Below are 25,233 nucleotides of genomic sequence, written 5' to 3'. Positions count from 1 at the left end.
GTAAGGAAGTGTGATGAATAAAAAAATTGAGCAATTGAGGGTAAAAATATTTTCTGATGGCGCTGACAGAACAAATATCCTGGAGATGCACCACAAGCCCTATATTAAAGGATGGACTACTAATCCAACCTTAATGCGCCAGGAAGGCGTATTGGATTACCAAGCCTTTGCGCATGAAATTCTTGCCCTTATTCCTGACCAACCTATCTCCTTTGAAGTACTCTCCGATGATTTTAGTGAAATGGAACAACAGGCTCTGCAGCTTGCCTCCTGGGGAGACAATGTTTATGTCAAGATTCCAATTACCAACACACGCCGTGAAACCTGCCATGCCTTAGTTAAAAGGCTGGCAGCTCAGCAGGTTAAATTGAATATAACGGCTGTGATGACCCTGGAACAAGTTCGTCATATTACTTCAGCATTATCCCCCGAGGTACCTTGTTATATTTCCGTATTTGCCGGCCGTATTGCAGATACTGGACTGGATCCCCTGCCTATAATGGCAGAGGCTTTGGAGATTATTAAAACGAATCCCCTAGCCGAATTAATCTGGGCCAGCCCGCGTGAATTGTTCAATATCTTTCAAGCAGATGCTATTGGTTGCCACATTATTACTGTCACTAAAGATATTCTGAAAAAGTTACCCTTGGTTGGTTATAATTTAGAAGATTACTCTCTCGATACAGTGAAAATGTTTTACGACGATGCGATGGCAGCTGGATTCGAGTTACCTCGTTAGGAGAGGCTATGATTATTGCACGCAGCCCATTGCGGATTACTTTTGGTGGTGGTGGAACGGATTTACCGTCTTATTACCACGAGCACGAAGGATTTTTAATTGCGGGAGCGATCAACAAATACGTTTATGTCACCGTAATGAGGCCCTTTAGTAAAGGCATTTATCTTAAATATTCTGAATTAGAACATGTCAGCTGTGTGGATGAGATAAAACATCGAATCATTCGGGAAGTTTTACGATTACCCGAGCTGCATTCCAACCAAATTGAGATTGCCTCCCTGGCGGATATTCCGGCGGGCACTGGTCTGGGTTCATCCGGCAGTTTTACTACAGCCTTACTGGTCGCACTCTATGCCCATAACCACAAATTGATTTATCCACAAGAATTAGCTGAATTGGCCTGCCGTATTGAAATAGAAAGTTTGGGGGAACCAATCGGTAAACAGGATCAATACATCGCTGCTTATGGCGGTTTAACTTGTTTTACCTTTCATAAAAATGATCAAGTAACAGCAAGCTCTTTAAATATTACCAAAGATATGTTGTTTGATTTAGAAGATAATCTTTTACTCTTTTTTACGGGCTATTCCAGAAATGCGGGGAGCATTCTTCAAGATCAAAAAACCCGAACCCAGGAAGGCGATGATAAAATGCTGCAAAATTTACATTTTATCAAAAACCTGGGTTATCAGGTCAAAGAAGCCCTGGAGCAAGGCAATGGCCTTCGCTTTGGTGAGTTGATGCATGAGCACTGGGAATATAAAAAGCAGCGCTCACTTGGTATGAGTAGTGAGCAAATTAATGCCTGGTATGAGCTTGGCATGAAAAATGGCGCTGTGGGTGGAAAATTAGTGGGTGCTGGAGGCGGCGGTTTTTTAATGTTTTATGCGGCTGATCGGAATAAATTGCGTCATGCAATGCGTCGGGCAGGTTTGGAAGAAGTCCGCTTTAGTTTTGATTTTGAGGGAACCAAAGTGGTACTTTCATGAGCCAAGGAATACAATCTGCCTACCCAAACGAAAAATGGCTTTGCCGTGGGGCAATAGTTGCCTACGTCCTTATGGTGTATGCTTTTTACCCAGCCTTTCATTTATCATTCAATACCGTCCCCCAAAGTTTATATCAATATTTAACGGAGAGTTTTTTATCCGGGCACCTCAATTTACTTGTTTCACCGTCGCCAGAATTACTGCAGTTAGCCGATCCTTATGATCCGATCCAAAATAGTCACCTCCGACTGCATGATGCCTCGCTGTACAAAGGAAAATACTATCTTTATTTTGGCCCCCTTCCGGTTGTCGTGTTTTACCTGCCTTTTAAGTTATTAACGGGTTTCTATCCCTCAGGCGGACTTGCCGCATTCTTTTTCCTTTCATTAGGATTTATAGTGAATTTCTTGCTGCTAATAAAAATTAAAGAACGCTATTTTCCCCGTGTTTCAGAACTACAGTTAGTCTTAATGGCCTCGCTCCTGGGATTCACCAATGGTGCTCCTTTTTTAATGTCCAGGCCTATAACCTACGAAGTGGCGATCGCTGCTGCTTATTGTTTTATGAGTTTCGCTTTATTTTTCCTCTATCAAATTTTCCAACAATATAAAACAAAGGATATTGTTCTGTTCAGTCTTTGCTTATCCTTGTGTGTCGCTGCCAGACCTCATTTTGTTCTGGTCTGTTTCTTTATACTGCCCGCCCTTTTAATTTATCTTTTCAGGCACACGACTAAAAACCGGTTCACATTAACGATGGCGGTCGTTATTCCAACAGCGACTGTGGGAGGGCTGTTAGCACTCTACAACTATTTGAGATTTGACTCCATTATTGACTTTGGTCATATCTGGCAACTTTCATGCAACAATATAAAAGCGTTGCATCTTGAATTGGCGACCTTGGGAAAAATTCCTCGTAATCTTGCTTATAGTTTTTATTTCTATTTTCTACAGCCATTCACTACAGGTCTGACTTTCCCCTACTTTGGACTGCTCTGGCATAATTGTTGGTACTACATTGATAAAGATTATTATCTTGAAGCAGTTGCCGGCGTATTAACAACGACCCCTTTTATTCTTTTAATTTTGGCCCTGCCCAAGCTGCTAAAAGTTTATTTCAAAGAAAACAGACCAGAGAGACTTCCTTTACTTCGGTTTTTGCTCTTTACCTTTTTTATTCCTCTCATTATTGTCGTATTTCTGCTTCTTCTCCCCTTCGCTGTTCAACGCTATGAGATGGATTTCATTCCCTATTGGATCACCCTGGCAATTATCACCCTTTGGCTATACGAAGATTATGCAGGCCATTCAAAGTGGTTTAAATTAATCAAGGTTCTTTTTATTATCTCTGCAGTCATCAGTATTTATATGGGTATCAGTTTTGGCCTGGCATACTGGATTTTAGTGTAAGGTCTGTTGACATCTCTACTATCTTGGCCGAAAAGCATTGATTTCCTGCGCTTCGCTGCTCATTTACTACCATGTAAACTGTGCTGCGATGCTCATAAATCAATGCTTTTCGACTCAAGCTAGCGAAATGTCAACAGACCCTGGTAGAGGATATCTACGTCAATAGCGTTTGTCTTGCACTAAAGCAAAATCTACAGGTTAGGCCAACCGCTCTAATTCTTTAATCATCGCCAAAACGGATGCTTCGATCGCCTGGGCAGAATTTTGTTGGCAATGCCATCCCAAGGAATGAATTTTCTCAGTGTTTAAACGCACCACCGGAACATCACCTTTCCACCCCCTGTCACCCCCGGTAAATTGAAAATTGACTGGCTCTTTTATCTTCATACATTTGACAACAATTTGGGCAATATCATGGACACTGATACAATCGCCAGTCGCTACGTTATAGACCTCATATTTTTTTGTTAAGTGACTATTTGCCAGTAAAACTGCCGCAATGACATCCTGAATATGGATATACGATTTGCTTTGTGTACCATCGCCTAAAATTTCCAGGGTGGTCGGATCGTTCCTAAGCTTTCTTAAAAAATCGTACCCTACTCCATGTGTTTGGCGAGGTCCTACGACATTGGCGAACCGAAAAACACAGGCGGTCATATCAAACATATGGCAATAACTGCAAATAAACGCTTCACTGCCTAATTTACTGGCTCCGTAGGTAGAAATGGGGTACATACCGCCTTGATTCTCAGGGCTTTCAATAGGGACTTCGCCATAGACTCCGCTGCCTGAGGTGTAGATAATTCGTTTCACCTTTGCCAATCGTGCTGCTTCTAATACCTGGAAGGTAAGATAAATACCATCAGTAAAATCAATACTTGGTTCCTTAACCGCCCGGGCAATATCCGGATTGGCCGCAAAATGCATCACAACCTCATGGCCTTCGATCGCCTTATTCAGTTTGTCGCTTTCTTTGACGTCACCATTCACCACTGAAAAACGCGAATCGCCATTGTGCTGCTGATAATGCCATTCTTTACCAGAAGAAAAATTATCATACACCGTCACTTTTTGTGTTGTTTTGTCCGCTAACAAGGCATCTAAAAAATGAGAACCTATAAAACCTGCCCCACCAACGAGAAAATAAGTTTTAAAAAGCATTTTCTATCCTATCTTGGCTATGTAAATTTCATCATTGATTTAAGTTTTATCATTTCCGCGAAGGCGGAAATCTATACTTTGATTATTTAACATTGCTTTCTTAAAGAAAGATACTGCCACGAACCTAAATATCTCTTGGCAGTACCCAAAGATAGTTTGAAGGCCATTTAAAATGCTACATTCATAGCCTGCAAATCGACTCTTTGCTCCGTCGTTGGACGAGCTGCCTCAACAATCAGAGCAGCCATGAAGCCGATCAAACCCAATGTTAGTGAGGCAGTAAGACTGGTTAGCACGGCAGGAGTAATGGCTAATCCTAAAACAGCAGCTCCAACACAGGCTGAAGTAACAGAAAAAGCAGTCCTAAAGCACAAATTGGCTGTCGAGTTTGCCACCATCGCAAGAAAAGAAGCGTTCGGCTGAAGCTCACTAATTAACATTTTTCTTATAGCCATCGCTGGAATGATTAAGAGGGCTCCTCCAAGGGCACAGGCCCCAGCCATGGTGGCAATAGATCCAACGGTAGGTATAGAATTTTCAGCTGCAGATAATAAAAGAGTACCGAAAAGACCTTTCCTGGCGTTACCTAGCGCACCAATCGCAACATCACCGGCTAATTGTAGCGGGGCTCTATTTTTAGGTCATCTATTTACTCATTGATTAAATTTGGGTGTTATTGTCACTATTCAACACATAATGTCAAGACACCCTTGCAGAGCATTTTTGATGATGTTTTTGATTATTTCGAATCGCCGGGTTGTAAGCCTTTCGGCCTGCAACCGACTATGCAGATTTAAAGGGAACCATTAGTTCTCAATGGGGAAGGAAACGCCGGAGGAGCAGGAAAATCGTCTTTGTCTAACCCGATCGCCGTTACGTCAATGCTGAGTATATCCCAAACTTGCAGAATACACTGATCAAGAAAGGTCTTTTCTTCCTGTTCCGTCGAATACACTTCTTGAAGAGTCATGTGATTACTTTTATCTTCCGATAAGATGTTTTGCAATTTATCAGTCAAGCGCCCAAACATAGCAAACCATTCCTTGAGCGCAAAAACTAATACGGTAGAGCCAAGTCCACCGAAGGTGTTTATATTACCGCTCAAATAACTGATCACATCACCCAGTAAGTTAGTTTTTGAAATAATATCGTATTTAGGCGATTGCAAAAGTGCATGGATATAAATCATACAGGGTCCAGGCATGCCGGCTTGAACTTGCGTCATTACTCCCATTTTTTCTAATTTTTTAAGTCTGTCATCAGCCTTAACACCACTCATTTCTTTAAGAATTGTCAGCGAAGCTAATAGATGTGCAATAGCAGGCAGGCCAGCATCAGAGGATGGGGGTATAGACAGATGGTTAAAATACTCTGAAACAGGGCTTAAAAGTCTCTCGATATAACTTGCCTCGTCGTTAGCGTCCCAATCCATCTCAGGTAACTCTGGAGCATAGTCCCCTTGCGTTATGGATTGCATATATTCCTCTACTGCATTCGACAAAGTAATCTCTCCTTCCTGAAGAGTTTCTTCTCTGGCTTGTAATTGCTTTGAATGAAAAAATTTTGAAAACATTAGTTTCTCCAATTACCGATTCTATTACCGCTTTGAATTTCATGTAATCTTACAATTTTAAACCACTATCCAAACTACAGGTCGTAGTGGTAGTAGATTCTAGTTCTAGTACCTCTGGAACCTCGGATGTATTCAAAGCTTCCTCTAAATATCTTCTCCAGGAATTTTTTTGATCCCAGGCAGATTGAGGATCCAAAAAATGGCACTCGTCAATTTGGTGCGGCAATCTGCTGAGCTCGTTTAATGCCTCTTGCCCTTGAGCAAAGGCCTGTTCTATAGCAAGCGCCCCCGCTTCTTCCAGCATATTGCCTAATTCTACCATATGAGGCGGACATAGATATCGACAATGATGAATCTCAAGATAGCGTGCTTCCAATATAGAATAGGAACCCGTTGCCATAGAATATTGGGCATCACGCAAACCACGCATTAATATTTGCGTGCTTTCAGTGCGAGGTATAACACTACAAGAGAAGTCACGCTGAGCACATATTAATTTCCATCTCTTACACGCTTCGCTTTCCTCGATTGCACCGATCAGTAGGACTGGATACTCCTGTGGCTCCACCTTTAAAGAAATCTGTTGTAAAAACTCTTCTCCAGGGGCACCTGGCGCATCTTTACTGCAATAAATAACAATCAATTTATCTTTGCCTGTCTCCCCTACACTGTCCAAATGTGGTTCATATGCAGTTCCAATATGGGATTTCCACTTATTTCGTACTTCACGATCTTCAATCGAGCGTTTCGTTAAAGTGGGTAATAGCGGAAAACCTCCTCTAGCGCCAACTCCAGGTTGTAATGCAAAGACATGGGGGTATTTCTGCTTGTCTTGCAGGGCGGTCAGGAAATTATTGACATTAATACTCATTCCAGGCACACAACTGAGTACTATGTTACAGGTAATAGGAATTTCTAGTGCTGCCCTTAAGTATTGTGCAGTAGTAGGCTTTTGCGCATGAGCCCATCCGGCCATTACAAATAAATCCAAGCTCTTTGTCAGTTCTGTAAAGCCTTGCCAGAATATTCTGTCTGTGCTGAAATTTTCAGGTATTTGAGCAAAATAATCTTCTACCAGGTTATATTCTTCTTCGTTCATCAGTAATTCTGCAGGTATATAATAGGTAAAAGAGGTGATCATTCTAAGCTCATCATTGCTTAAAAGTTTGGCTGCCCCACTCGCCTTTTTTCGCAGTTGTTGTAGGACTTTTGAAGGCGCGAATTCCAGGGAGAATTTTTTAGGCTTTGAATCATCTATAGTTTTATAGTAATAAATACTCTTATTCTTTAGGACATATAAAGGAAAGTCTTTCTCGCTTCCTGAGTGTTGCAGCGCAATGTAACAGTTTCTTTGTTCCAACTTCGGCGGTTCTGTGGATTTTAATGTAAGGGGTACTGTTCGCTTAGCTTCTTTCTTATATAAATGATACCCGTCTTGAGCTTTAATATACCAGGTTACAGTAGCATCCAAGGTATTAAGTGATTTATAGCTCTCTATTGTTTTTTGGCCAATATCCAAGTACTTGCATTTTATGCCAGTAACGCTTTTTTCAAACGAGCTTTCGGCTGTTAAGAATAGCCAAATTTGTCCCTCTAATCCTTTTTCTTCCAAATTTTTTAGCCATGTTGCTCTAATTTTTTTAGCCCGCGCTTCCGATGCTGTATCATAGCTAAGGCATAAATGGACTTCCGTGCCCCTTTCCAATTTTTGCAGCAGATAGAATTGAAGAATATTTAACAGAGCCTCATCCCCCCCAGTATCATTTTCAAGTCTTGTATAAAGCAATATTCTCATGTGAATCTGTTACCGATTTTATTTTAGACATCAATTTGGTCGCATATTGTACTCAATGAGTATTAATGATTTATTAAGTGATTAAATTAATCTTTTTGAAACGTAATTACGTAGAAAATATTAGAAATTTTCTTATTTTCGATGAGTGGCCTAAATGACTTCTCGCAGAATGAAAGTTCCTCTAGATAAACTTGCCCATTCATTATTACCAAGTATGATTCTAGGGTATCACTATAAATTATAAGGACTATCCATGTTACGAAATGTACAAGAACTTTCTCTTGAAATGGCAGAGATAATGGCCGAGCAGGCGGAAAAATATGCTGTTAAAAATAATATACGTATTGCTATTGCCATCATGGATAATCACGGCAATTTAAAGTTATTTAAAAGAATGGATGGCAACAATTTTATTAGTGTTCGTATGTCTCAACTGAAAGCGATGACTTCTGCCAGTATTCCAATTTCTACCAAAGAGCTGGCAGAACGAAATAATACTTATTCCAATAGTCCTTATACTTCTGTTCCAGACATCGTTTTCCTCGAAGGCGGGCAAGCGATTGTTAGCAAGGCAGGCCAGCATTTAGGCTCAATAGGCATTAGTGGAGCCAATCCTGAACTGGATGGTCTCTGTGCGCGAGCAGCGCTTGACGCAATCCAAGACTACTTATAGTACTTACTCAAACCAGTAAAATAATCCAATTAACCTGGTGAAAATTAAAAACTATTTTATATAATGAATAGCAAGTAAAGATGCCTGTCTGGATGAAGTGACTGACACTATGGATCAGAACCATTCTACAATGCTCTTCTTGCAACCTGATAGAACGATCTCATGAGAGCATATAGAACTTTTCAGCAAGCTTCATCTGGTAAACCTGGGGCACAACCGTTGGTGAAAAAACTAGCTTATGCATTCATTGGTTTAGGGAGTCTTTACTTCAATAATCTTTATGCCATCCCTTCACAGGCTGCAACATTAAATTATTCAAGCGGGGTAGGTACTCCCGTCACTACGACAACTGCAGATAGTTTGAATAAGGGAAGTTGGTCGTTTAGTGGAAGATCAGAATATTATCGCCTTAATCCGTTGTCAGATCAGACCTTATTAGAGGATCCCATATCAGAAAGTCAACTAGCTCTTTTAGTTAATTACCTCATGGTCAACTATGGCCTAACCGATAATCTCACAATGGGTGCAACGCTGCCTTATACCCGCAATTATCAATTGCGTACCGCATTTCCTGATGAAGAAGGTTTTTTTTCTCAGGTAGTTAATCTGGGAAATGTGTCCGGTATAGCCGATGCGAACCTTTTTGGGTTTTGGCACGTGATCGATGATAACAAATTTCCCTTGTCAACCGCGCTTATTTTCGGTGTTAACGCTCCTACCGGTAGAACCAGTGCAATGACTTCTTACGGGGTACCTTTTGCCGCTGCGGATCAACCAGGTAGCGGCTCCTGGAACCCTTTCGCCGGTTTAATTTTTTCTAAAAAATTGGGAGAATTTTCACTCAGCGCTGATTGTATTTATACTCACACAACCCAAGGTACCCAAGAAACGCTGTTAGGTAAAATAGTGGATTATAATTTTGCAGTAGTTTATCCCCTGGTTACTCAAAATAATAAAGAGAAAAAGCTCAACTACTCCATTGATGGTATTGTTGAGTTAAACGGTGAATACCTTACTCAAGATAAAATTGCGGGAATGAGCGATCCTAATACCGGAGGCAATAGCCTCTTTTTCTCGCCAGGATTCAGAATCAATCTGGGAGATAGTGTCTCCTTCTATTTTTCTGCCGGTTTTCCTATTACTGAAACACTACACGGAACACAGGTAAAATCAAAATACGGAATAATTGGTGGCATTGATCTCATGTTATAAGATCCCTTTTCTTGCTTAAACCAATAGGGCTCCTTCCAAGCTCGCTGTGGTAGAGGTCTAATGAACGACTTTTAGTTCCGGCGCTCCAAAACCAGGCTCATTAACAACCTTGGTTTGTTCACGAATCATGAGGAGAAAGGGAATAAATCCCAGAGCTAACACGAAGGATAATTGATATAAACCCACCCATCCCAGCCACATTTGCAACATTGCGGCAACAGGACCCGAGAAAACCCGTGGCAGGGTTGCTAATGCCACTAAGAGAGAAAACTGGGTTGCAGTAAACGACTGATTTACCAAACGCATAAAAAAGGCAACCAGAGCAGTTGAACCCATACCCGCAGCGAAATTATCACAAACAACTGCCGTAGCAAACAAAGGTAAATTTTTGCCACTTATTGCCAGGGCAATAAACAAGACATTGGTAATTGCCTGAATTAAACCAAAAACAAGTAAGGCACGAAATAACGACCAGCGAATTAACAGTAAACCAGCAGCCAAACCGCCTAATAGAATGGAGCTGATACCCATCATTTTGTTAACATAACCAATAGTATCTAATGAAAAGCCAACCCCTTGAATTAAAAATGGCATCACAATACCACTTGTTGTGGTTGTAAACGCCTCCCCTAATTTGTAAAACAAGATAAATAACAGCAAGGGAATAATACCGCGCCTTTTGCCCAGTTCTTTCAGTGGCGCAACAAACGATTCCACAAAATTGATTTGATTTTCATTATGTTTTGAGGGCTCATTACTCCACAAAGTCGCAATGACACCAAATAACATGAGAAACCCCATCAGGCGATACGTAAACGCCCAACCGAAATTCTTAGCGATGATTAAAGCAAAACCACCGGCAACAAGCAGAGCAAAACGATAACCAAAAACCGCTAATGAAGCGCCGATGCCATGCTCAACGACAGGTAAATATTCAACGCGATGCGCATCAATGGCTACATCTTGAGTAGCCGAAAAACAAGCTAACATAAATGCAATAACCGCCATAAGTTCTGGCGCTGTGTTGGGTGAAAACCATGCCATGACATTAAAGCCAATTAATAAAGCAAACTGCATAATCAAAATCCAGCTTCGTCGCTTACCCAGTGACGAGAGTGAATAACGATCAAGTAATGGTCCCCAAGCAATACGGTAGGCATAAGGCAAACTAACCAGACTCAGCATACCAGTTGCCAGTACTGACATACCTGTATCAGCAAACCAGGCTTGCAAGGTACTACTGATTAGCGCTAAAGGAAGCCCTGAAGAAAAGCCCAATAAAAAAACGATCAATAGGCGTTTGTTCATGCTTTAAAATACTCAAGAAAGGTGAAAGCAAACTCACCCTCAACGCTACGCATCAAGGGTGAATTGAATCAATTAAGCGTCAGATTTCTTGACAGAAATCAGATGAATTTTGAAAATCAATGTTTCATTAGGTCCGATTGGGCCACCAACACTACGTGGACCATAGGCAAGACCGGCAGGAACATAGACTTCCCAAGTAGAACCGGCAGGCATTAATTGTAATGCTTCAGTCCAGCCAGGGATAACCTGTGATACTTTGAAAGTAGCAGGCTTACCCGTTTTTTCAGTGCTATCAAAAACCTGGCCATCAATTAACTTGCCAGTGTATTCAACAGTGACAGTGTCATCTTTTGCTGGTTTTGCACCAGTACCAGTCTGGATTATTTTGTATTGTAACCCGCTTGGCAAACTAACTACGCCTTCTTTAGCCTTATTCTGGCTCATGAACGCTTCACCTTTCGCTTTATTTTCTTCAGCTTTTTTAGTGAATTCAGCATTTCGTTTTGCCATTAGGTCTTTTTGAAATTTATTTAAAACGTCTTTCATTTGTTGTTCAGTCAGCAACAGTTGACCACCACTCATGCCGTCTTGTAATCCCTTAGCCATAGCAGCAGGACTGATTTCGATGCCTTGCTTCTTAAAATTCTTACCTAAATCAGCGCCAATGCTATAAGACAACTTATCCATGTCACTATTTAATGATGTTGTAGCTGTCGCATCAGCTGCAGCAATTGTCGTTGACATTGCCATACTTATGACAGCTGCCGCGACCAGTCTCATCTTCATAAACAATCCCCTTTTTGTCTGTCGTCAGAATAGAACTTTGCAAAAATGCCCATTCATTCTGCCTAAATTCTAATGAAATTACCAGTAACCGTGTAAGCAATCTAATATTATTTGTGGTGAATTTTATCTTTGGTACCGATTTATGTTGTTTGTGTGCAATTTTCCTTCTAAAATTGTCATTATTTGGCGTGAATTTGAGTTTAAAATATGAGTATCAGCTTATTTGATTTGTTTTCCATCGGTATTGGCCCATCGAGCTCACATACCGTCGGCCCAATGCTCGCTGCCAATGCTTTTTTGGATTTATTAGAAAACAAAGAGAAACTTAGTGATACAACCCGAGTAAAAATAGAACTTTATGGTTCTTTAGCCTTAACGGGTAAAGGTCATGGTACAGATAAAGCTATTCTAAACGGTTTGGAAGGCAAAATGCCGGAAACCGTAATTCCCGAAACGATGATTCCGCGCATGAAGGAAATTATCGCTTCCCAACAACTCTATCTTGCTGGCAAAAAAAATATTTCGTTCACCGAAAGCAACGATTTTCTATTTTTGCAAAAGGAATTGTTACCTAAACACAGTAATGGAATGCGGTTTTCAGCCTATGACCATGCTGGAAAAACCCTATTGACTCAAGTTTATTACTCCATCGGTGGTGGCTTTATTACTACAGAAGAAGCCTTTGACCACCCTGCTGCCGATAATAATTCTCCCCCTTACCCATTTACTACAGCGCGACAACTATTAAAATTATGTCGAGATAATCAATTGACTATTGCCGAATTAATGATGGCTAACGAACGAACCTGGCGAACTACTCAGGAAATCCAGGACGGAATCCTTGCCATTGCCGAAGTCATGGATGAATGTATCGAAAATGGTTGCCATCATCCTGGGATTTTACCGGGTGGCTTACAGGTTAAACGCCGTGCCCCTGATTTATATCAAAAACTTATCGAGCATAAAGGCATTCCCAGCATATTTGAGCAATCAGACATTATGAACAAGCTTAATTTGTATGCAATGGCAGTCAATGAAGAAAATGCCGCCGGCGGCAGAATTGTTACGGCCCCAACCAATGGCGCAGCAGGTATTATTCCAGCGGTAATGAAGTATTGCCAGGAAGCGCACGATCGCTTAAACAAAGAAGATATCTATACGTATTTTCTTACCGCAGCAGCCATCGGTATCCTTTACAAGGAAGGTGCGTCTATCTCTGGTGCGGAAGTGGGTTGCCAGGGTGAAGTCGGTGTTGCCTCTTCCATGGCAGCAGCAGGCTTGACCGCCGTCTTGGGAGGTACCATTGAGCAAATCGAAAACGCTGCTGAAATTGCTATGGAACATCACTTAGGCATGACCTGTGATCCCGTTCTGGGCTTAGTTCAAATTCCTTGCATAGAGCGCAATGCCATGGGCTCAGTTAAAGCAGTCAATGCTTCTCGTATGGCACTTATTGGTGATGGCCAACACCAGATTTCACTTGATAAAGTGATAAAAACCATGAAAGAAACGGGTAAAGACATGCAGAGCATTTACAAAGAAACCTCAATGGGTGGATTAGCTGTTAATCATCCTGAATGTTAAGGTAGACTGGTACACGAATAAGAGTTTCCACGTCCAGGCATTTCCTCTTCTATCTACAGCAACTTAGTTGATATGGCATATTTTAAGTGATGGCCTTCGGGGCAATTGCATTTGCGATATCAAAGTACCTTTTAGCATGCGCGTAATCATTTGTTTCCAGGAAAAAATCACCGTACTCTTGGATCCTCAAATCCCGCCATCTAGCATACAAAGCTTTTAATTAATAAAAAACAGGCGTTATATTTCATTATTGAAACACCATTTTTTTGCTAAACATTTTTTGTAATACCAACAAAGCAGTAATCAATAGCCACATTGCAGCAAGAATTTCCACAAAAGCCTGAAGCGGATTAGCCCCCAAATATCCCATGACCACCACCGCCAATACAGCCGAGGACATATTAATGAAACTCATCATGGCAGAAGCACTAGCTTTATCAGGCAAAGCGTTAGAAGCGATCAATGAACCGCCCGCAAAGAGTAAACCACCAAATAAATATATACTTAAGGTACTAAGAAAGAACCAGACTGCGGATGATGAATTTTCATGTAACATCACAAATAAACTGATTGTACCCATGGCACAACCAATTAGTCCAAGAACAATAACTTGCATGGCTGGGAATCGATTCAACAAGTATTTTGCCCCCAATCCACCCAAGAGCATGCCTAACATATTAACAAGATTCCAATAGCCATATTCAGCGGCCGAAAGATAAAGTAAATCATTCGCAATTTGCGGCCCTGCGGCTGAAAAGCAATAACTAATTACCGAACACAATCCAACTACCAAAGCAAATAAAACCAGAGTATGCGATACTAGAGCCTGTTTATAAGCAAGCATGATTGTCCTGATATTAATTGCCTGTTTGTTTTTGAGCGTCTCCTTAAATAGCCAGGTCCCAGCTAACATAAGCGTACCCTGGATGAATAAGAGCAGAAAACAGTCTGTCCAATGCCAATATTCTGTAATAAGTCCTCCTAACGTGACAGCCAGACCTATTCCCAGAGTAAACGACAAAATCGTGTAAGCCATTGCTGTTTTTCGTTGTGATTCAGCTAACCATTCGTTAATTAACATCAAGGTACAAGCCAATCCGCTTGCACTTCCTAAGGCACTTACCAAGCGACCGGTAATTAACAAACCATAAGAATGGGTTATCAAGCAAAGAAAACAGAGTAAAATACCGATTAAATTAATGCTTAATCCTACTCGTAACGCAACTAATCTACCCCAACGATTGGCTAGTGGAGCATAGATTAGCTGGCCAAGAACATAGCCCAGTAAAAATGCCGAAACGACCCACTCTATTTCGCCAGTCTGTAGACCAAATTGTAATTGGATCTGCGGTAAGGCTGGAGTCAAAATTGCTGAAGAGAATGAAGCAATGGAAATATAGCTTAGTAACCAAGCGATTCGAAGATTAGAAACCATGATTAATCCTTCTACTCATAACTGTAGAAGACATTATATTAATTAATTATTTTTCAATAAATCCGGTTTTAAGTTAACAATTGTTAACTTAAAGTTAATTATTGATGATTAATTCGTAGGCTGTAGCAGGTGTAGTGCCATAAAAAGAATCGCTTATCGCGTAACCAATCACAGCCGCTAATTCACCATTGATAAAAACTAAAGGAATTTGACCACGTAGCCAGGGAGGGACCTGCCATTGTTGTAATAATTTTTTTAGCTGCTTGCTTTGCCCATGCCAATGAAATAATTCCCCTCCCTGGCGAAATCGAATTTCAATTTTGCTTTGCGGCGGGACAATTAGACCTTTATCTTTAACACTTGCAAATAAAATACCTGACTCGCCTAAATCAAGAGGCTTAGGGAATGAAGTCCAGGTTATTGCCAATGGAGAAGACTCAACCTGTCGTTTTAGCAAATACAATGTGTCCTGATAACGTCGAACATTGACGTCGTCCCAGCTAATTTGTGGATTAGCATCTTGACTGGCATGAATCACTTCGTTGATTAGCCGATTGAATGTTACTGTATTTGGCAATCTCACCTGATTTGCCTTAAACCATGAGCGTAAAATATTGGTAATACGAGCCTGAGATAAATGAGAAAAAGTAGCGATAACTAACTCGCTGCTCGCTTGTGCAAGTGCTGGACAGTCTATTCTCGCCAAATCATCTAAGTTCGCCTGGGCTTGCTGGCAGTGGGTCGACGTCCGAGCCAAACTATTAATGATCCCAGGCCATCGTGTGGATAGTAAAGGCAAGACTTGATGCCTGATATAATTTCTGGAAAAACCAATATCCTCGTTACTTTCATCATCTATCCATTGTAGCTGATTCAATCGAGCATAGTTTTCCAAGGTTTGGCGTGAATGGTGTAAAAAAGGCCGTAACAAATTCCCTTGCATGAATTCTTTCTCAACGGCCATTGCGGATAAACCCTCAATACCAGCACCACGAAAGAGTTGTAATAGCAAGGTTTCTGCCTGATCATTCAAATGGTGTCCTAACACTAAACAATCCGACTTATCAAGCAATTGAGCAAACACCTGATACCTTGCTTTTCTGGCCATTTCTTCGATATTACTCTGGCGTGCAAATTCAACCGATTTGGTAATCAGAGGTATTTGAAGTGTGGCGCAAACCTGTTGGCAATGCGCCTGCCAAACCAATGCATTCGGACTGAGTCCGTGATTAATATGAACGGCTGTCAATTTAGGCAATAGTGCAGGCTCTATAGCCAAGCGTTGTAACAAGACGGTGGAATCAAGCCCTCCACTAAAACCAACAAAAATCCGATGGTAACGCTCTAATTGCGTTAGCCAGTCGATTGTTAGCAAAGATTGTGTCAACAAGCCCCCATTGCCATAAATTTGTCGTAGCGTTGGTTCAAAAGCTCTTCTACAGAAAGATTTTTCAACGAACGTAATTCATCAATCAGAACTTCCTTTAATCGAGCAGTCATATCAAGCACATTACGGTGAGCCCCTCCCAGCGGTTCAGGGATTACCTTATCGACTAAACCTGACTCAAGAATTTTATCAGCAGTAATCCCCATAGCCCGAGCGGCTTCACTTGCTTTAGCGGCATCTTTCCAGAGAATAGAAGCACAACCTTCTGGGGAAATAACGGAGTATATGCCATATTGCAACATGAGCACGCGATTACCCACGCCAATGGCCAAGGCACCACCTGAGCCTGCTTCACCGGTTACGGTACAAATGACTGGCGTCTTCAGTTTGGCCATCTCTAATAAATTTCTCGCAATAGCTTCTGATTGGTTACGTTCTTCAGCGCCAATACCAGGATAAGCACCCGCTGTATCAATAAACGTAAAAATAGGAAGCTTGAATTTTTCCGCCATTTTCATTAAACGCAGCGCTTTGCGGTATTCTTCTGGCCGAGCCATACCAAAGTTACGATAAACTTTTTCTTTGGTACGTTTACCTTTTTGATGCCCCAAAACCATAACCGCTTCACCGTTTAAACGAGCCACACCACCAATAATGGCAGGCGCAGCAGAATAGTGCCTGTCACCATGTAACTCTTGAAAATCGGTGAAAATGTGCTCAATATAATCGGTAGTTTGCGGACGCAATGGATGTCTAGCCATTTGCGCAACCTGCCAAGGCTCCAGATTAGAAAAAATATTTGCAGTTAATTCTTCACACTTTGCTTCAAGGCGCGCGATTTCTTCGCTCAAATTGACTTCATTGTCACTACCTACCATCCGCAGCGCTTGAATTTTCTGATTTAACTCTTCAATAGGTTGTTCAAAATCTAAAAATTGTCGACTCATTCAGTTACTCGTTGGCGAATTTTATTTTCATGCGCTATGATAACCGCAACTGCTTTTTGACGCCACCGTTGATAACATTCTATTAGTCACTCTTTGTTAGGGAATACTTCCCATGTTGCTTTTTGAAACCATACCTTCCGGTGATTTTTGTTTAAAAGATAATCAGATTGATATCTGGGAGTTTCCCTTACTCCATCCTCCCGTCCAAGCAGATTCCTTGCTTAACAGCACCGAGCAGGCTCGAGCCAATCGTTACCATTTCCCGCGTCATCAACGTCGGTTTACCGCCGCTCGAGCCATGTTACGACTCATTTTAGCTCGTTACCTGACACAGGACCCGAAACAACTCATCTTTACTTATGGTAAACACGGTAAACCCCGGGTTGAAAATTGCTTGCAACTGGAGTTCAACTTAAGCCACTCACGTGATTTAGCCCTACTGGCAATAGGACGGCGATTCCCTCTAGGCATTGATTTAGAGTTTTTTTCACCCAGGCCTTATGAGGGTATAGCCAAACACTCCTTTTCACCCAAAGAATTGCAACTATTTTTCATGCTCCCAAATTTTCTTAAACCTTTAAGTTTTTTCCATATCTGGGCACAGAAAGAAGCGTTTATTAAGGCAAGTGGTTTAGGACTCGCTTACCCAACCCAGCAATTTGATGTACCCATTACGCCCCCAAGCAATGCGCTTATCAGCGATACCTTGCATGAAATAGAGTGGCAAATGGTTTCTTTTATGCCTCAATTGGCTTGTAGTGCAGCCCTGTGTTACAACCCACAGATCAACAAGATTCGTTATCAAATTATCAAAGATCCTACTTTTTTTGATGCTAACCAGGGCAGTCGAGTCGAACAAGAATAATCAAGAGCACGGAATTGGCGAGGAGCAAGAGGCTGTTAACTCCTCTTTATTGGCAGATTCAACGTCTTCAGCAAACTGTAATAGTTCCTTACTGCGAACTTCGTATAAACACCTTTTCCCCTGATTCGAAACCGCAGCCTTGTTAATTTCTTCGCCACCTAAAAAATCATCGGCATAATCTAAAAGGTTTTTAAATAAACAGCTTCTTGGGAGTAACCGGAAACTGTCTAATATATCAAAGGCTGTAAACCCTTTTTGATTTTCGTACTCTTTTAATTGAGACCAAACACCTAGCTCTAACGCTCTATTTTTTAGTAGCATAAGCACGTCTACTTGACCCGTGATTGCTGCAATATGGAGCAGACTATTACCCCGGGGCGTTGCTTTCAGTAAATCTTCTGCTGAATAAAAGGGAATTAATAATTTAACCGCTTCGCTATCACCCGCTTTTATTAACAACATCAACGGAGTATTTGATGGCATACCCATCTGAATCATCTCGGAGCTTAACGGCATGTTTTGATTATTTGCAGTCGTTAACAACGCTTGCGCAGTTTTAGAGGTTTTAGCTAATTCACATAATTTAACAAGGAGATCAAGTACTTCCTGATGATAGGACTCTAAGTATTTACTCCTCAAATTAAAAACCCTGGCCGCCAGGAAGGCAGTCAATGGTGTATTAGCCATCTCATCTTGAGAATAAGGCTCTTGTTGAAACTGTTCGACCATTAATTCGGACTCGTCTAGTTCATTTGATGAGGAGTCTCTACGTTGCAGGCTGTCATGATTGTATACATTACATGTCATTCCAAACTCTGCTACAGGCTCAACTTGCGCAAACAGGTCGATGCTGTGCTCTGTGGTTCCTTGCAATTCATCCTCTGCAGAGAGCCTGGAAAGCAGTCTATTGGTTTCTGCAAGCTGCTGCTGAGGTTCTTCTCTTTCATTCCTGAATAAGGCCCATACACTACTAAAAAGAGTGACAATTGGCGCCCATAAAAACATAAAGGTCAATACATAAGGAACATAAGATTCATTTTCCTCTGGCAATACCCCTACTCGTGCCCAAAAATCTCTTATTGCCATTCAACATCTCAAACAGATTAAATATTGCGCATAATAACATAAATTAGACCACCTGTTAATCCAATCGACTCTTAGAGTCATTGTGTCACCCCCGCTTTTCAATCTATTGACTTAAAGAGAAGCGATATAGAGGACATATAAATATGAAACTTAAGTAATTTCGTCTATAGTTTAATTGCCAAAGGAATTTAAATAAGGATATTTTTATGGCAACTAAAAAAGCAGATTTGGGAACAGCGACAAATAATTTAAGCCGTAACTGGGGATGGTTACTAGCCTTGGGGATCTTGTTTGTTATCCTGGGGTGTATTGGCTTGGGAATGGTTGTAGGCCTAACTCTAGCCAGTATGATCTTCCTGGGAGCATTATTAATTGTTGCCGGAGTCACCCAAATTATCGATGTTTTTAAATGTAAACATTGGAAAGGCGTAGTCTGGCATGCCTTGATTGCTGTCCTTTATCTTATTGGCGGCTGCCTGATCATTTATGATCCTATTCTAGCCTCCACCTTAATTACCGCCATGTTAGCCTCTGTACTCATTATTATCGGGATCAGTCGTATTTTTATGGCTCTTATGCTTAAAGGATCCGCAGGATGGGGATGGTTATTGCTGGCCGGCCTTATTGCCATCGCACTTGGCGTCATGATCTTAGCGCATTGGCCCATTAGTGGCTTATGGGTGATTGGTTTATTTATCGCTATTGAGATGATTGTCGATGGCTGGACTTATATTTTTCTGGCACTCTCCATAAAGCGCCGCGCTGGTTAGAGTATTGTGCTCTACTATTCGATAGACAAAACTCCTCGTTTAAGCGAGGAGTTTTCTTGCACAGCATCTTCACGCCTTGTATTGGCAATAGCTATCAAGTCGTGAGTACCGAAATGAATCTGATATACTTCCTTTTAGTTAATAAACTGGTTAGGCGCATTGGTTATGAAACAATTCAGCTCCCTACAACTCCAACTGCTGCATCAGTTAGCCGATGGCCAATGCCATAGCGGCAATAGTCTTGGTGAGCAGTTGGGTGTATCTCGCACCGCAGTATGGAAGCACGTTCACCAATTAACCGAATTAGGTCTTGTTATTAAGCGACTGCCACAGCAAGGCTATCAATTAGGCACCCCCATGCAATTCCTTGATGAGCAATTAATTCGCCATTATTTATCTAAGAAATCCTTCACTAAGCCCCTCGATTTTCATTTATTCGCAGCCATTGATTCTACCAATCGATTTTTAAAAGAATTACCTTCCGGGACCTCCTTGGCAATTTGTTGTGCTGAAACACAAACCAATGGACGCGGGCGCTTTGGTCGCCATTGGATTTCTCCTTTTGGGGAAAATATCTATTTCTCCAGTCGCTGGGAATTACATTGCTGTCTATCCCATCTATCAGGTTTAAGTTTGGTGGTAGGGTTGGCCATTCTGGCATGTTTGCGCAATAGTAATGTGGACCAAAACCTTCTACTAAAATGGCCTAACGATGTCTTGTGGGGCGATAAAAAACTCTGCGGCATCCTAATCGAAGTGATTGCCGAAACAAATGGTTGCGCACAAGTTATTATCGGTATCGGTATTAACGTGAATACAGCAACCCAACACGAAATTCTGATCGGTAGACCTTGGTGTTCTTTATATGAAATTACAGGCCATCATTTTGATCGCAATATTATTTTAGCGAATTTAATTGCTCAGTTAGACGATCATTTAGAACAATTTTTACAACAAGGGTTTGCCAGCTTTAGCTCTCGATGGCAAGAGGTAGACTATTTATTCGGTAAACAGATCGCCGTTGCGCAACCTAATGGGTTAATTGCGGGGCAGGCTTGTGGCGTTAATGAGTTAGGCCAACTCACTTTAAGAGATGAACAAGGTACGCTACATTATTTATCCTCTGGTGATGCCTCATTGCATCAATAGAACATCCAATTCCAATTAGGAATAACACGAGTGGTTTATTGCAATGAAAATAGAGAGGAGAGGGATTGGGAGTTTGCCCCGCTTTGTTTACTCATTAAACGATACGGGGCAGGATGACTGCGCTGAAATCTGGGTTATACCTATACCGCTTCTTCAGTGTCAGTTGTTTCTTTCTCTTGTTGTATACGCAGATAAATCTCTTCGCGGTGCACAGAAACGTCTTTTGGCGCATTAATGCCTAAGCGCACCTGGTTTCCTTTCACCCCTAAGACAGTGATATTTACATCATCACCAATAATTAACGTTTCACCAATACGCCTAGTCAAAATTAACATGACAAATCTCCCTTCTAGTAGTAGCCATCATCTATTCCATAGAACGCTTCCATGGTGCTCTAGATGACTACAATTCGAACAAAAAATGAACAATAAAGCGTTCGATTGTAAGTTTACACAATCATTCTTAACAAAATATTAAGGAATTTGATTTTTAAAAATTTTTTATCAATAAAAAGAAAAATTACTCTCTTTTTCCCGCATTAAATTTTAGAGCCAAGACCATCAAAGGCGAATAAGCAATGAGTAATCCTAAACAACCATTGAGATAACCTACCCCTACCAGTAAAGACCAAGGTAACAACCACAACACATTAATTACCAAAACACCTACTGTTACAGGCAAATGCCCTCCATAATGGCGGGAAGCATGCTGGTAAGCATGGCTGCGATGTGCTTCTGACAGTTTTTCGCCACTCAATCCACGGCGCACTAATGTTACCGTAGCATCAACAATAAAGACACCTAAAAGTATTAGCCAACTCCAAAAAAAACTGGCATTAACCGTGGTAGCTTGAAGCGATAATAATCCGAGTACAAGTCCTAAAAAGCCACTGCCAGCATCCCCCATAAAAATACGTGCCGGTGGGAAATTCCAAATTAAAAATCCGGTTACCGCAAAAGCCAAACAAAGAGGTAAAAAAATCGCCATGAAATCCGCTTGCAAACAATATAATAAAACCCCACCCAAACATACCGTAATCGCTTCTACTCCCGCCAAGCCGTCAATACCATCCATGAAATTATATAAATTCAACAGCCAAACCAGATAAAAAACAGCTAAAACATTGCTGATAAAACCAGGCGCTAAAGTCCAATTAAAAAGAGAAATGGCCGGCATGCCGCCTAACAGATACAAAGCCAAACCTGTTGCGATAAAATGACCTAACAAGCGCCACTTAGCCGGAATATGGCCGCGGTCATCCAAGAAACCAAGGACAGCAATACCTCCGCCAGACAGCAGCAGAGTAGCGAATACAGAGAGCGAGATACATTTTAGAGAGAATAAGAAAAAGGTTGCTGCTAAAAAACAAAAAACAAAAGAAAGCCCCCCACCCCGTGGTGTTGGAACCTGATGAGAACTGCGATGATTAGGAATATCTATCAAACTGGTTGCCAAAGCATAGCGGCGCAACAACCATGTTACGAGGCAAGATACTGTTAAAATAACCAAATAAAAGCTAAACCAAGCCATCTCCTCTCCATAATTATCAATAGATAATCCTGTTTATCTCGAATCTATTTTTAAACCATGCTGGGCCGCGACGAAATAAGCCCGTCGATTATACGGCAAATTAGGTAAAATCGAACGATTTTTTTTCAAAAAAGGAAAAACAGGAAAATAAGAGACCTGCTTAACCCATTTTTTCTAATTGAAAGTAAATAAAAAATTACGATGTCTCTCTAAAACCATGCCAACCTTCAGCAGCAATTTAATCCTTTAAAGAGTATTCCCTGCACGCAATTGGCGATATACTGTCCGAATGTTTATGAACTGGAAAACTGCATGTCCTTAAAGGCCATGTATAACGAGATTGCGGGAAATTATGCAACCGCAGATCGATTTGGCTCTATTAGTGACAGCCATAAAGTGGCGATAGCACAGATCAAGCAGGAACATCTGGGGTTAAGGCCACATTACAAAGTTCTGGATTTTGGCGTTGGTAATGGTGCTTTTTTGGAAAAACTAAGACCACTGATGCCAGAAGCGGATTTTACTGGTATAGATATTTCAACAGAAATGCTGGCTCGTGCTCGTAAGGCTTTACCCTTAACCACGATAGAAGCCAGTGCAACCGAGGCCAGCCGTTATCTGCCACACCACAGCCAGGATTTAACATTGGCTCATTTCATCAACGCTTATATTCCAATTCATACTCTATTTAATGAAGCTGATCTGTTGACGCGGGCCAATGGCCATTTTTCTCTGATCACGACAACTTATGAATCCTTTCCAGTCGCTCAACAGCATTTAGCCGATTTCATTGCAAAAGGCTCTTTATTGAGCAGCGTTGTTGGCCATTATTACAAAGCCATGGTAAAAAATACCACAGTGGCTTCAGGTTTGGATGAGTTACTCCATGTATTTGCACAGCATCAATTCAAAGTGATTCACCATCAACGTTTGGTAATCCCCATTACCTTGCAAAACATTGACGAACTGGCCCATTTTGGCATCGAGGGCACCTGGTTTTTAAACAGTATTTCGATGAGAATGCTGCCCAAAAATTTTTTATTAGAACGATTGAAACGTCTTTTTGGACAAATATTTACTTTTCCTTACCATGATACCCATATTATCGATGTGGTACTGGCTAAAAAATAGGGCCTATTTACATTTCCGTTCGTATGCCACCTGTTAAGGAGCTCATGTGGTTTATCAAACAATAAAGAATTATTTTACGCGCTGGGATACTCGTCAACAGCAAACCAATAATATCGTTTTGATTACCTTTTGGAGCCAGTTTTCATCTTATGCACTTAATACTGTTTTAATTCTTTTTCTGACGCGTCCCCTCCTTACACATGGTCTAGGTTATGATCAAGAAAAAGCCTATGCCTTTATAGGGATTAGCCAAGCTACGGGCTATCTCATGCCTATTCTAGGTGGTTTTATGGCGGATAAAGTATTAGGCGTTCGTCGTGCCATCTTGCTGGGCAGTATTTTTTTAGCCTCTGCTTATTTACTTGTCATGTTAAGTGGTTACACCTTAAGTAAATATGGAGATCTACTCTTTCTCGCCGCTTATGCATTAATACCTGCCAGCAATTCCCTCTTAATTGGTACCTCATCAAGTATGGTTTCTCATATTTATTCTGATGATGCCATTAAAGCCAAATCGGCTATGACTTACTATTACATGGCAATTAATATTGGTGGCTTGCTCGCAACAATCATTGCTCCTGCAATGATGGAAAGTCGTTATGGTCCTTTGTCAATTTTAACCCTGGTTTTTGTCGGCAAGGCAATTGCCGCTTTAAACTTCGCTAAACATTATTCTCTTTATGACAATGTCATTTGGGGTAAAGATACCCTTTCTTTTTCCCGATCAAATAAAGCTTATTTATTTGTTTATCTCATCATGATTTATTTCTTCACCCTTTTTGCTTATTCATACATTTATGTTGCCAGTATCCTTGTAACCATTGGTTGCGGCTTAGGTATTTTTTGGTTTCTCTTAAGAACCCTGGCGCTGACCGGAGAAACCCGGACTAAACAATTAGTTGCCTTATTATTAATCGTGGAAGCCGTGGTATTTTTTATTATTTATAACCAGATGAATACAACCCTCGTCTTGTTTGCACAGAATAATTCCAATTTAAAACTTTTGAATCTTCATGTTTCCCCAGCACAATATCAAATGCTTAATCCGCTACTCATTATTGCCTTAGGGACTCAATTACCGCGTTTTTATCGTTTCTTCCCTAAATTCACGATCCCTTATCAATTCGCCGGCGGAACCTTGTTAGCAGGCTTTGCCTTATTAGTGATGGCCTTTGCAGCAACCAATGCAGTTAATGGCTATGTTGATGGTAATTATATAGGGTTTACCTACATACTCATCACTTTGGCTGAACTATGGGTATCAGCAATTGGATTAAGTATGATAGGGCTTTATTGCGACAGCCAGGCAATAGCCTTCGCCATGGGAGTGTGGTATCTGGCAGCTTCCTTATCCAATACGATTTCCGGACGCATAGCTGGTTTCGTAGCAATTCCAGAAAATAAAAGCTCCGCCCTAGAAAGCTTACCCCTGTATCAGAATTACTATCTGCTTATGGGTGCCTGTACGTTAGCACTGGGGTGCATTATGCTACTGACCGCTTATTTCCTTCAGCGAAGACTGGCTCGGAAAGGAATTCAACTTGTCTGAGATAACCTGAGGCGGATTACATTCGCCAGCGTGAGTACTAATGATTTAGAGATCAGGTAACCCGTTTGCTTGCAACTGAATCTTCTACATAAGTCTGTATAGAAAAACTTCATAATAGAATTAAAATCCCCTTTAAAGTAAGCAAAGGGGAT

General features: G+C 41.1%; 23 protein-coding genes. 11 read left to right on the top strand and 12 right to left on the bottom strand.

Features of this window, described 5'->3' with window-relative positions; all coding sequences use genetic code 11:
* The first annotated feature begins 13 nt into the window (after positions 1-13).
* From ACN4Z1_RS05175 to ACN4Z1_RS05165, 3 genes are read left to right on the top strand one after another with little or no spacing between them, the layout of a single operon-like run.
* On the top strand, positions 14-739 hold the full coding sequence (locus tag ACN4Z1_RS05175; protein WP_228364396.1) for a transaldolase: 726 nt from the start codon (positions 14-16) through the stop codon (positions 737-739).
* 8 nt (positions 740-747) lie between these two features.
* Positions 748-1,728 (top strand): galactokinase, encoded by a 981-nt coding sequence (locus ACN4Z1_RS05170; RefSeq protein WP_115220868.1) that lies wholly within the window; start codon positions 748-750, stop codon positions 1,726-1,728.
* Positions 1,725-3,137, top strand: coding sequence for a hypothetical protein (locus ACN4Z1_RS05165; RefSeq protein ID WP_228364398.1), 1,413 nt, complete (start codon positions 1,725-1,727; stop codon positions 3,135-3,137). Before ACN4Z1_RS05170 ends, ACN4Z1_RS05165 begins: the two co-directional genes overlap by 4 nt.
* 198 nt (positions 3,138-3,335) lie before the next feature.
* Here the strand turns inward: ACN4Z1_RS05165 and ACN4Z1_RS05160 are convergent, their stop codons facing one another.
* From ACN4Z1_RS05160 to ACN4Z1_RS05145, 4 genes are all read right to left on the bottom strand, one after another.
* Positions 3,336-4,301: an NAD-dependent epimerase/dehydratase family protein gene (locus ACN4Z1_RS05160; RefSeq protein WP_419388064.1), complete on the bottom strand. Its 966-nt coding sequence runs from the start codon at positions 4,299-4,301 to the stop codon at positions 3,336-3,338.
* 167 nt (positions 4,302-4,468) lie between these two features.
* The gene (locus tag ACN4Z1_RS05155; RefSeq protein WP_419388065.1) at positions 4,469-4,804 is read right to left on the bottom strand and encodes a hypothetical protein; all 336 of its coding nucleotides are present in this window, start codon (positions 4,802-4,804) and stop codon (positions 4,469-4,471) included.
* A 290-nt stretch (positions 4,805-5,094) separates the two neighbouring features.
* Positions 5,095-5,874: a hypothetical protein gene (locus tag ACN4Z1_RS05150; protein WP_419388066.1), complete on the bottom strand. Its 780-nt coding sequence runs from the start codon at positions 5,872-5,874 to the stop codon at positions 5,095-5,097.
* Between the two features lie 49 nt (positions 5,875-5,923).
* The gene (locus tag ACN4Z1_RS05145) at positions 5,924-7,486 is read right to left on the bottom strand and encodes a hypothetical protein (RefSeq protein ID WP_419388067.1); all 1,563 of its coding nucleotides are present in this window, start codon (positions 7,484-7,486) and stop codon (positions 5,924-5,926) included.
* A gap of 436 nt (positions 7,487-7,922) precedes the next feature.
* Here ACN4Z1_RS05145 and ACN4Z1_RS05140 point away from each other — a divergent pair, with 436 nt between their 5' ends.
* Positions 7,923-8,342 (top strand): GlcG/HbpS family heme-binding protein, encoded by a 420-nt coding sequence (locus ACN4Z1_RS05140; protein ID WP_228364403.1) that lies wholly within the window; start codon positions 7,923-7,925, stop codon positions 8,340-8,342.
* 162 nt (positions 8,343-8,504) lie between these two features.
* On the top strand, positions 8,505-9,554 hold the full coding sequence (locus ACN4Z1_RS05135; protein WP_419388068.1) for a hypothetical protein: 1,050 nt from the start codon (positions 8,505-8,507) through the stop codon (positions 9,552-9,554).
* A gap of 57 nt (positions 9,555-9,611) precedes the next feature.
* Here the strand turns inward: ACN4Z1_RS05135 and ACN4Z1_RS05130 are convergent, their stop codons facing one another.
* Together ACN4Z1_RS05130 and ACN4Z1_RS05125 are read right to left on the bottom strand one after the other, a co-directional pair.
* Positions 9,612-10,862 carry an AmpG family muropeptide MFS transporter gene (locus ACN4Z1_RS05130; protein ID WP_228364405.1) on the bottom strand — a complete coding sequence of 417 codons (1,251 nt, stop codon included), beginning with the start codon at positions 10,860-10,862 and terminating at the stop codon, positions 9,612-9,614.
* Between the two features lie 72 nt (positions 10,863-10,934).
* Positions 10,935-11,648, bottom strand: a complete 714-nt coding sequence (locus ACN4Z1_RS05125) for an FKBP-type peptidyl-prolyl cis-trans isomerase (RefSeq protein WP_181879329.1) — start codon at positions 11,646-11,648, stop codon at positions 10,935-10,937.
* A 207-nt stretch (positions 11,649-11,855) separates the two neighbouring features.
* On the opposite strand from ACN4Z1_RS05125, the gene ACN4Z1_RS05120 reads away from it, so the two are divergent.
* A complete protein-coding gene (locus ACN4Z1_RS05120; RefSeq protein ID WP_228364406.1) occupies positions 11,856-13,232 on the top strand; it encodes an L-serine ammonia-lyase in 1,377 nt (458 codons plus the stop codon).
* A 247-nt stretch (positions 13,233-13,479) separates the two neighbouring features.
* On the opposite strand, the gene ACN4Z1_RS05115 is transcribed toward ACN4Z1_RS05120, so the two are convergent.
* The 3 genes from ACN4Z1_RS05115 to ACN4Z1_RS05105 all read right to left on the bottom strand — a co-directional run bounded on the left by ACN4Z1_RS05115 (position 13,480) and on the right by ACN4Z1_RS05105 (position 17,001).
* Positions 13,480-14,667: an MFS transporter gene (locus ACN4Z1_RS05115; protein ID WP_419388069.1), complete on the bottom strand. Its 1,188-nt coding sequence runs from the start codon at positions 14,665-14,667 to the stop codon at positions 13,480-13,482.
* A gap of 94 nt (positions 14,668-14,761) precedes the next feature.
* Positions 14,762-16,054, bottom strand: a complete 1,293-nt coding sequence (gene tilS, locus ACN4Z1_RS05110; protein WP_419388070.1) for a tRNA lysidine(34) synthetase TilS — start codon at positions 16,052-16,054, stop codon at positions 14,762-14,764.
* Positions 16,051-17,001 (bottom strand): acetyl-CoA carboxylase carboxyltransferase subunit alpha, encoded by a 951-nt coding sequence (locus ACN4Z1_RS05105; protein ID WP_115220856.1) that lies wholly within the window; start codon positions 16,999-17,001, stop codon positions 16,051-16,053. The genes tilS and ACN4Z1_RS05105 overlap by 4 nt, the downstream gene beginning before the upstream one ends.
* A gap of 112 nt (positions 17,002-17,113) precedes the next feature.
* On the opposite strand from ACN4Z1_RS05105, the gene ACN4Z1_RS05100 reads away from it, so the two are divergent.
* Positions 17,114-17,866: a 4'-phosphopantetheinyl transferase family protein gene (locus tag ACN4Z1_RS05100; protein WP_419388071.1), complete on the top strand. Its 753-nt coding sequence runs from the start codon at positions 17,114-17,116 to the stop codon at positions 17,864-17,866.
* On the opposite strand, the gene ACN4Z1_RS05095 is transcribed toward ACN4Z1_RS05100, so the two are convergent.
* Positions 17,867-18,952 (bottom strand): ankyrin repeat domain-containing protein, encoded by a 1,086-nt coding sequence (locus ACN4Z1_RS05095; protein ID WP_419388072.1) that lies wholly within the window; start codon positions 18,950-18,952, stop codon positions 17,867-17,869.
* Between the two features lie 206 nt (positions 18,953-19,158).
* On the opposite strand from ACN4Z1_RS05095, the gene ACN4Z1_RS05090 reads away from it, so the two are divergent.
* Together ACN4Z1_RS05090 and birA are read left to right on the top strand one after the other, a co-directional pair.
* Positions 19,159-19,722, top strand: a complete 564-nt coding sequence (locus ACN4Z1_RS05090) for an HdeD family acid-resistance protein (protein WP_115220853.1) — start codon at positions 19,159-19,161, stop codon at positions 19,720-19,722.
* 165 nt (positions 19,723-19,887) lie between these two features.
* Positions 19,888-20,871, top strand: a complete 984-nt coding sequence (gene birA, locus ACN4Z1_RS05085; protein WP_115220852.1) for a bifunctional biotin--[acetyl-CoA-carboxylase] ligase/biotin operon repressor BirA — start codon at positions 19,888-19,890, stop codon at positions 20,869-20,871.
* A gap of 140 nt (positions 20,872-21,011) precedes the next feature.
* Here the strand turns inward: birA and csrA are convergent, their stop codons facing one another.
* Together csrA and ACN4Z1_RS05075 are read right to left on the bottom strand one after the other, a co-directional pair.
* Positions 21,012-21,206, bottom strand: a complete 195-nt coding sequence (gene csrA / locus ACN4Z1_RS05080) for a carbon storage regulator CsrA (RefSeq protein WP_019217553.1) — start codon at positions 21,204-21,206, stop codon at positions 21,012-21,014.
* Between the two features lie 184 nt (positions 21,207-21,390).
* Positions 21,391-22,401 carry an MraY family glycosyltransferase gene (locus ACN4Z1_RS05075; RefSeq protein WP_228364411.1) on the bottom strand — a complete coding sequence of 337 codons (1,011 nt, stop codon included), beginning with the start codon at positions 22,399-22,401 and terminating at the stop codon, positions 21,391-21,393.
* Positions 22,402-22,713: 312 nt separating this feature from the next.
* Between ACN4Z1_RS05075 and ACN4Z1_RS05070 the strand changes: the two genes are divergently transcribed.
* Together ACN4Z1_RS05070 and ACN4Z1_RS05065 are read left to right on the top strand one after the other, a co-directional pair.
* The gene (locus tag ACN4Z1_RS05070; protein WP_115220850.1) at positions 22,714-23,532 is read left to right on the top strand and encodes a class I SAM-dependent methyltransferase; all 819 of its coding nucleotides are present in this window, start codon (positions 22,714-22,716) and stop codon (positions 23,530-23,532) included.
* Positions 23,533-23,578: 46 nt separating this feature from the next.
* Positions 23,579-25,081, top strand: a complete 1,503-nt coding sequence (locus tag ACN4Z1_RS05065) for a peptide MFS transporter (RefSeq protein ID WP_115220849.1) — start codon at positions 23,579-23,581, stop codon at positions 25,079-25,081.
* Positions 25,082-25,233: the final 152 nt, after the last annotated feature.

This window comes from Legionella sp. ST3F1 (assembly GCF_048553315.1).
In the GTDB taxonomy this organism is placed as follows: Bacteria; Pseudomonadota; Gammaproteobacteria; order Legionellales; family Legionellaceae; genus Tatlockia; species Tatlockia donaldsonii.
Note: the sequence above shows the minus strand (reverse complement) of the source record. Positions and strands in the feature narration are given on the sequence as shown.

Bases quoted from the DNA above. Each gene is read 5' to 3' on its own strand.
- ACN4Z1_RS05150 (WP_419388066.1), bottom strand. From the start codon at position 5,874: ATGTTTTCAAAATTTTTTCATTCAAAGCAATTACAAGCCAGAGAAGAA.
- ACN4Z1_RS05130 (WP_228364405.1), bottom strand. From the start codon at position 10,862: ATGAACAAACGCCTATTGATCGTTTTTTTATTGGGCTTTTCTTCAGGG.
- ACN4Z1_RS05120 (WP_228364406.1), top strand. From the start codon at position 11,856: ATGAGTATCAGCTTATTTGATTTGTTTTCCATCGGTATTGGCCCATCG.
- ACN4Z1_RS05105 (WP_115220856.1), bottom strand. From the start codon at position 17,001: ATGAGTCGACAATTTTTAGATTTTGAACAACCTATTGAAGAGTTAAAT.
- ACN4Z1_RS05155 (WP_419388065.1), bottom strand. From the start codon at position 4,804: ATGGCTGGGGCCTGTGCCCTTGGAGGAGCCCTCTTAATCATTCCAGCG.
- ACN4Z1_RS05070 (WP_115220850.1), top strand. From the start codon at position 22,714: ATGTCCTTAAAGGCCATGTATAACGAGATTGCGGGAAATTATGCAACC.
- ACN4Z1_RS05135 (WP_419388068.1), top strand. From the start codon at position 8,505: ATGAGAGCATATAGAACTTTTCAGCAAGCTTCATCTGGTAAACCTGGG.
- ACN4Z1_RS05125 (WP_181879329.1), bottom strand. From the start codon at position 11,648: ATGAAGATGAGACTGGTCGCGGCAGCTGTCATAAGTATGGCAATGTCA.
- ACN4Z1_RS05160 (WP_419388064.1), bottom strand. From the start codon at position 4,301: ATGCTTTTTAAAACTTATTTTCTCGTTGGTGGGGCAGGTTTTATAGGT.
- ACN4Z1_RS05075 (WP_228364411.1), bottom strand. From the start codon at position 22,401: ATGGCTTGGTTTAGCTTTTATTTGGTTATTTTAACAGTATCTTGCCTC.
- ACN4Z1_RS05100 (WP_419388071.1), top strand. From the start codon at position 17,114: ATGTTGCTTTTTGAAACCATACCTTCCGGTGATTTTTGTTTAAAAGAT.
- ACN4Z1_RS05090 (WP_115220853.1), top strand. From the start codon at position 19,159: ATGGCAACTAAAAAAGCAGATTTGGGAACAGCGACAAATAATTTAAGC.
- csrA (WP_019217553.1), bottom strand. From the start codon at position 21,206: ATGTTAATTTTGACTAGGCGTATTGGTGAAACGTTAATTATTGGTGAT.
- ACN4Z1_RS05175 (WP_228364396.1), top strand. From the start codon at position 14: ATGAATAAAAAAATTGAGCAATTGAGGGTAAAAATATTTTCTGATGGC.
- ACN4Z1_RS05095 (WP_419388072.1), bottom strand. From the start codon at position 18,952: ATGGCAATAAGAGATTTTTGGGCACGAGTAGGGGTATTGCCAGAGGAA.
- ACN4Z1_RS05140 (WP_228364403.1), top strand. From the start codon at position 7,923: ATGTTACGAAATGTACAAGAACTTTCTCTTGAAATGGCAGAGATAATG.
- ACN4Z1_RS05170 (WP_115220868.1), top strand. From the start codon at position 748: ATGATTATTGCACGCAGCCCATTGCGGATTACTTTTGGTGGTGGTGGA.
- birA (WP_115220852.1), top strand. From the start codon at position 19,888: ATGAAACAATTCAGCTCCCTACAACTCCAACTGCTGCATCAGTTAGCC.
- ACN4Z1_RS05165 (WP_228364398.1), top strand. From the start codon at position 1,725: ATGAGCCAAGGAATACAATCTGCCTACCCAAACGAAAAATGGCTTTGC.
- ACN4Z1_RS05115 (WP_419388069.1), bottom strand. From the start codon at position 14,667: ATGGTTTCTAATCTTCGAATCGCTTGGTTACTAAGCTATATTTCCATT.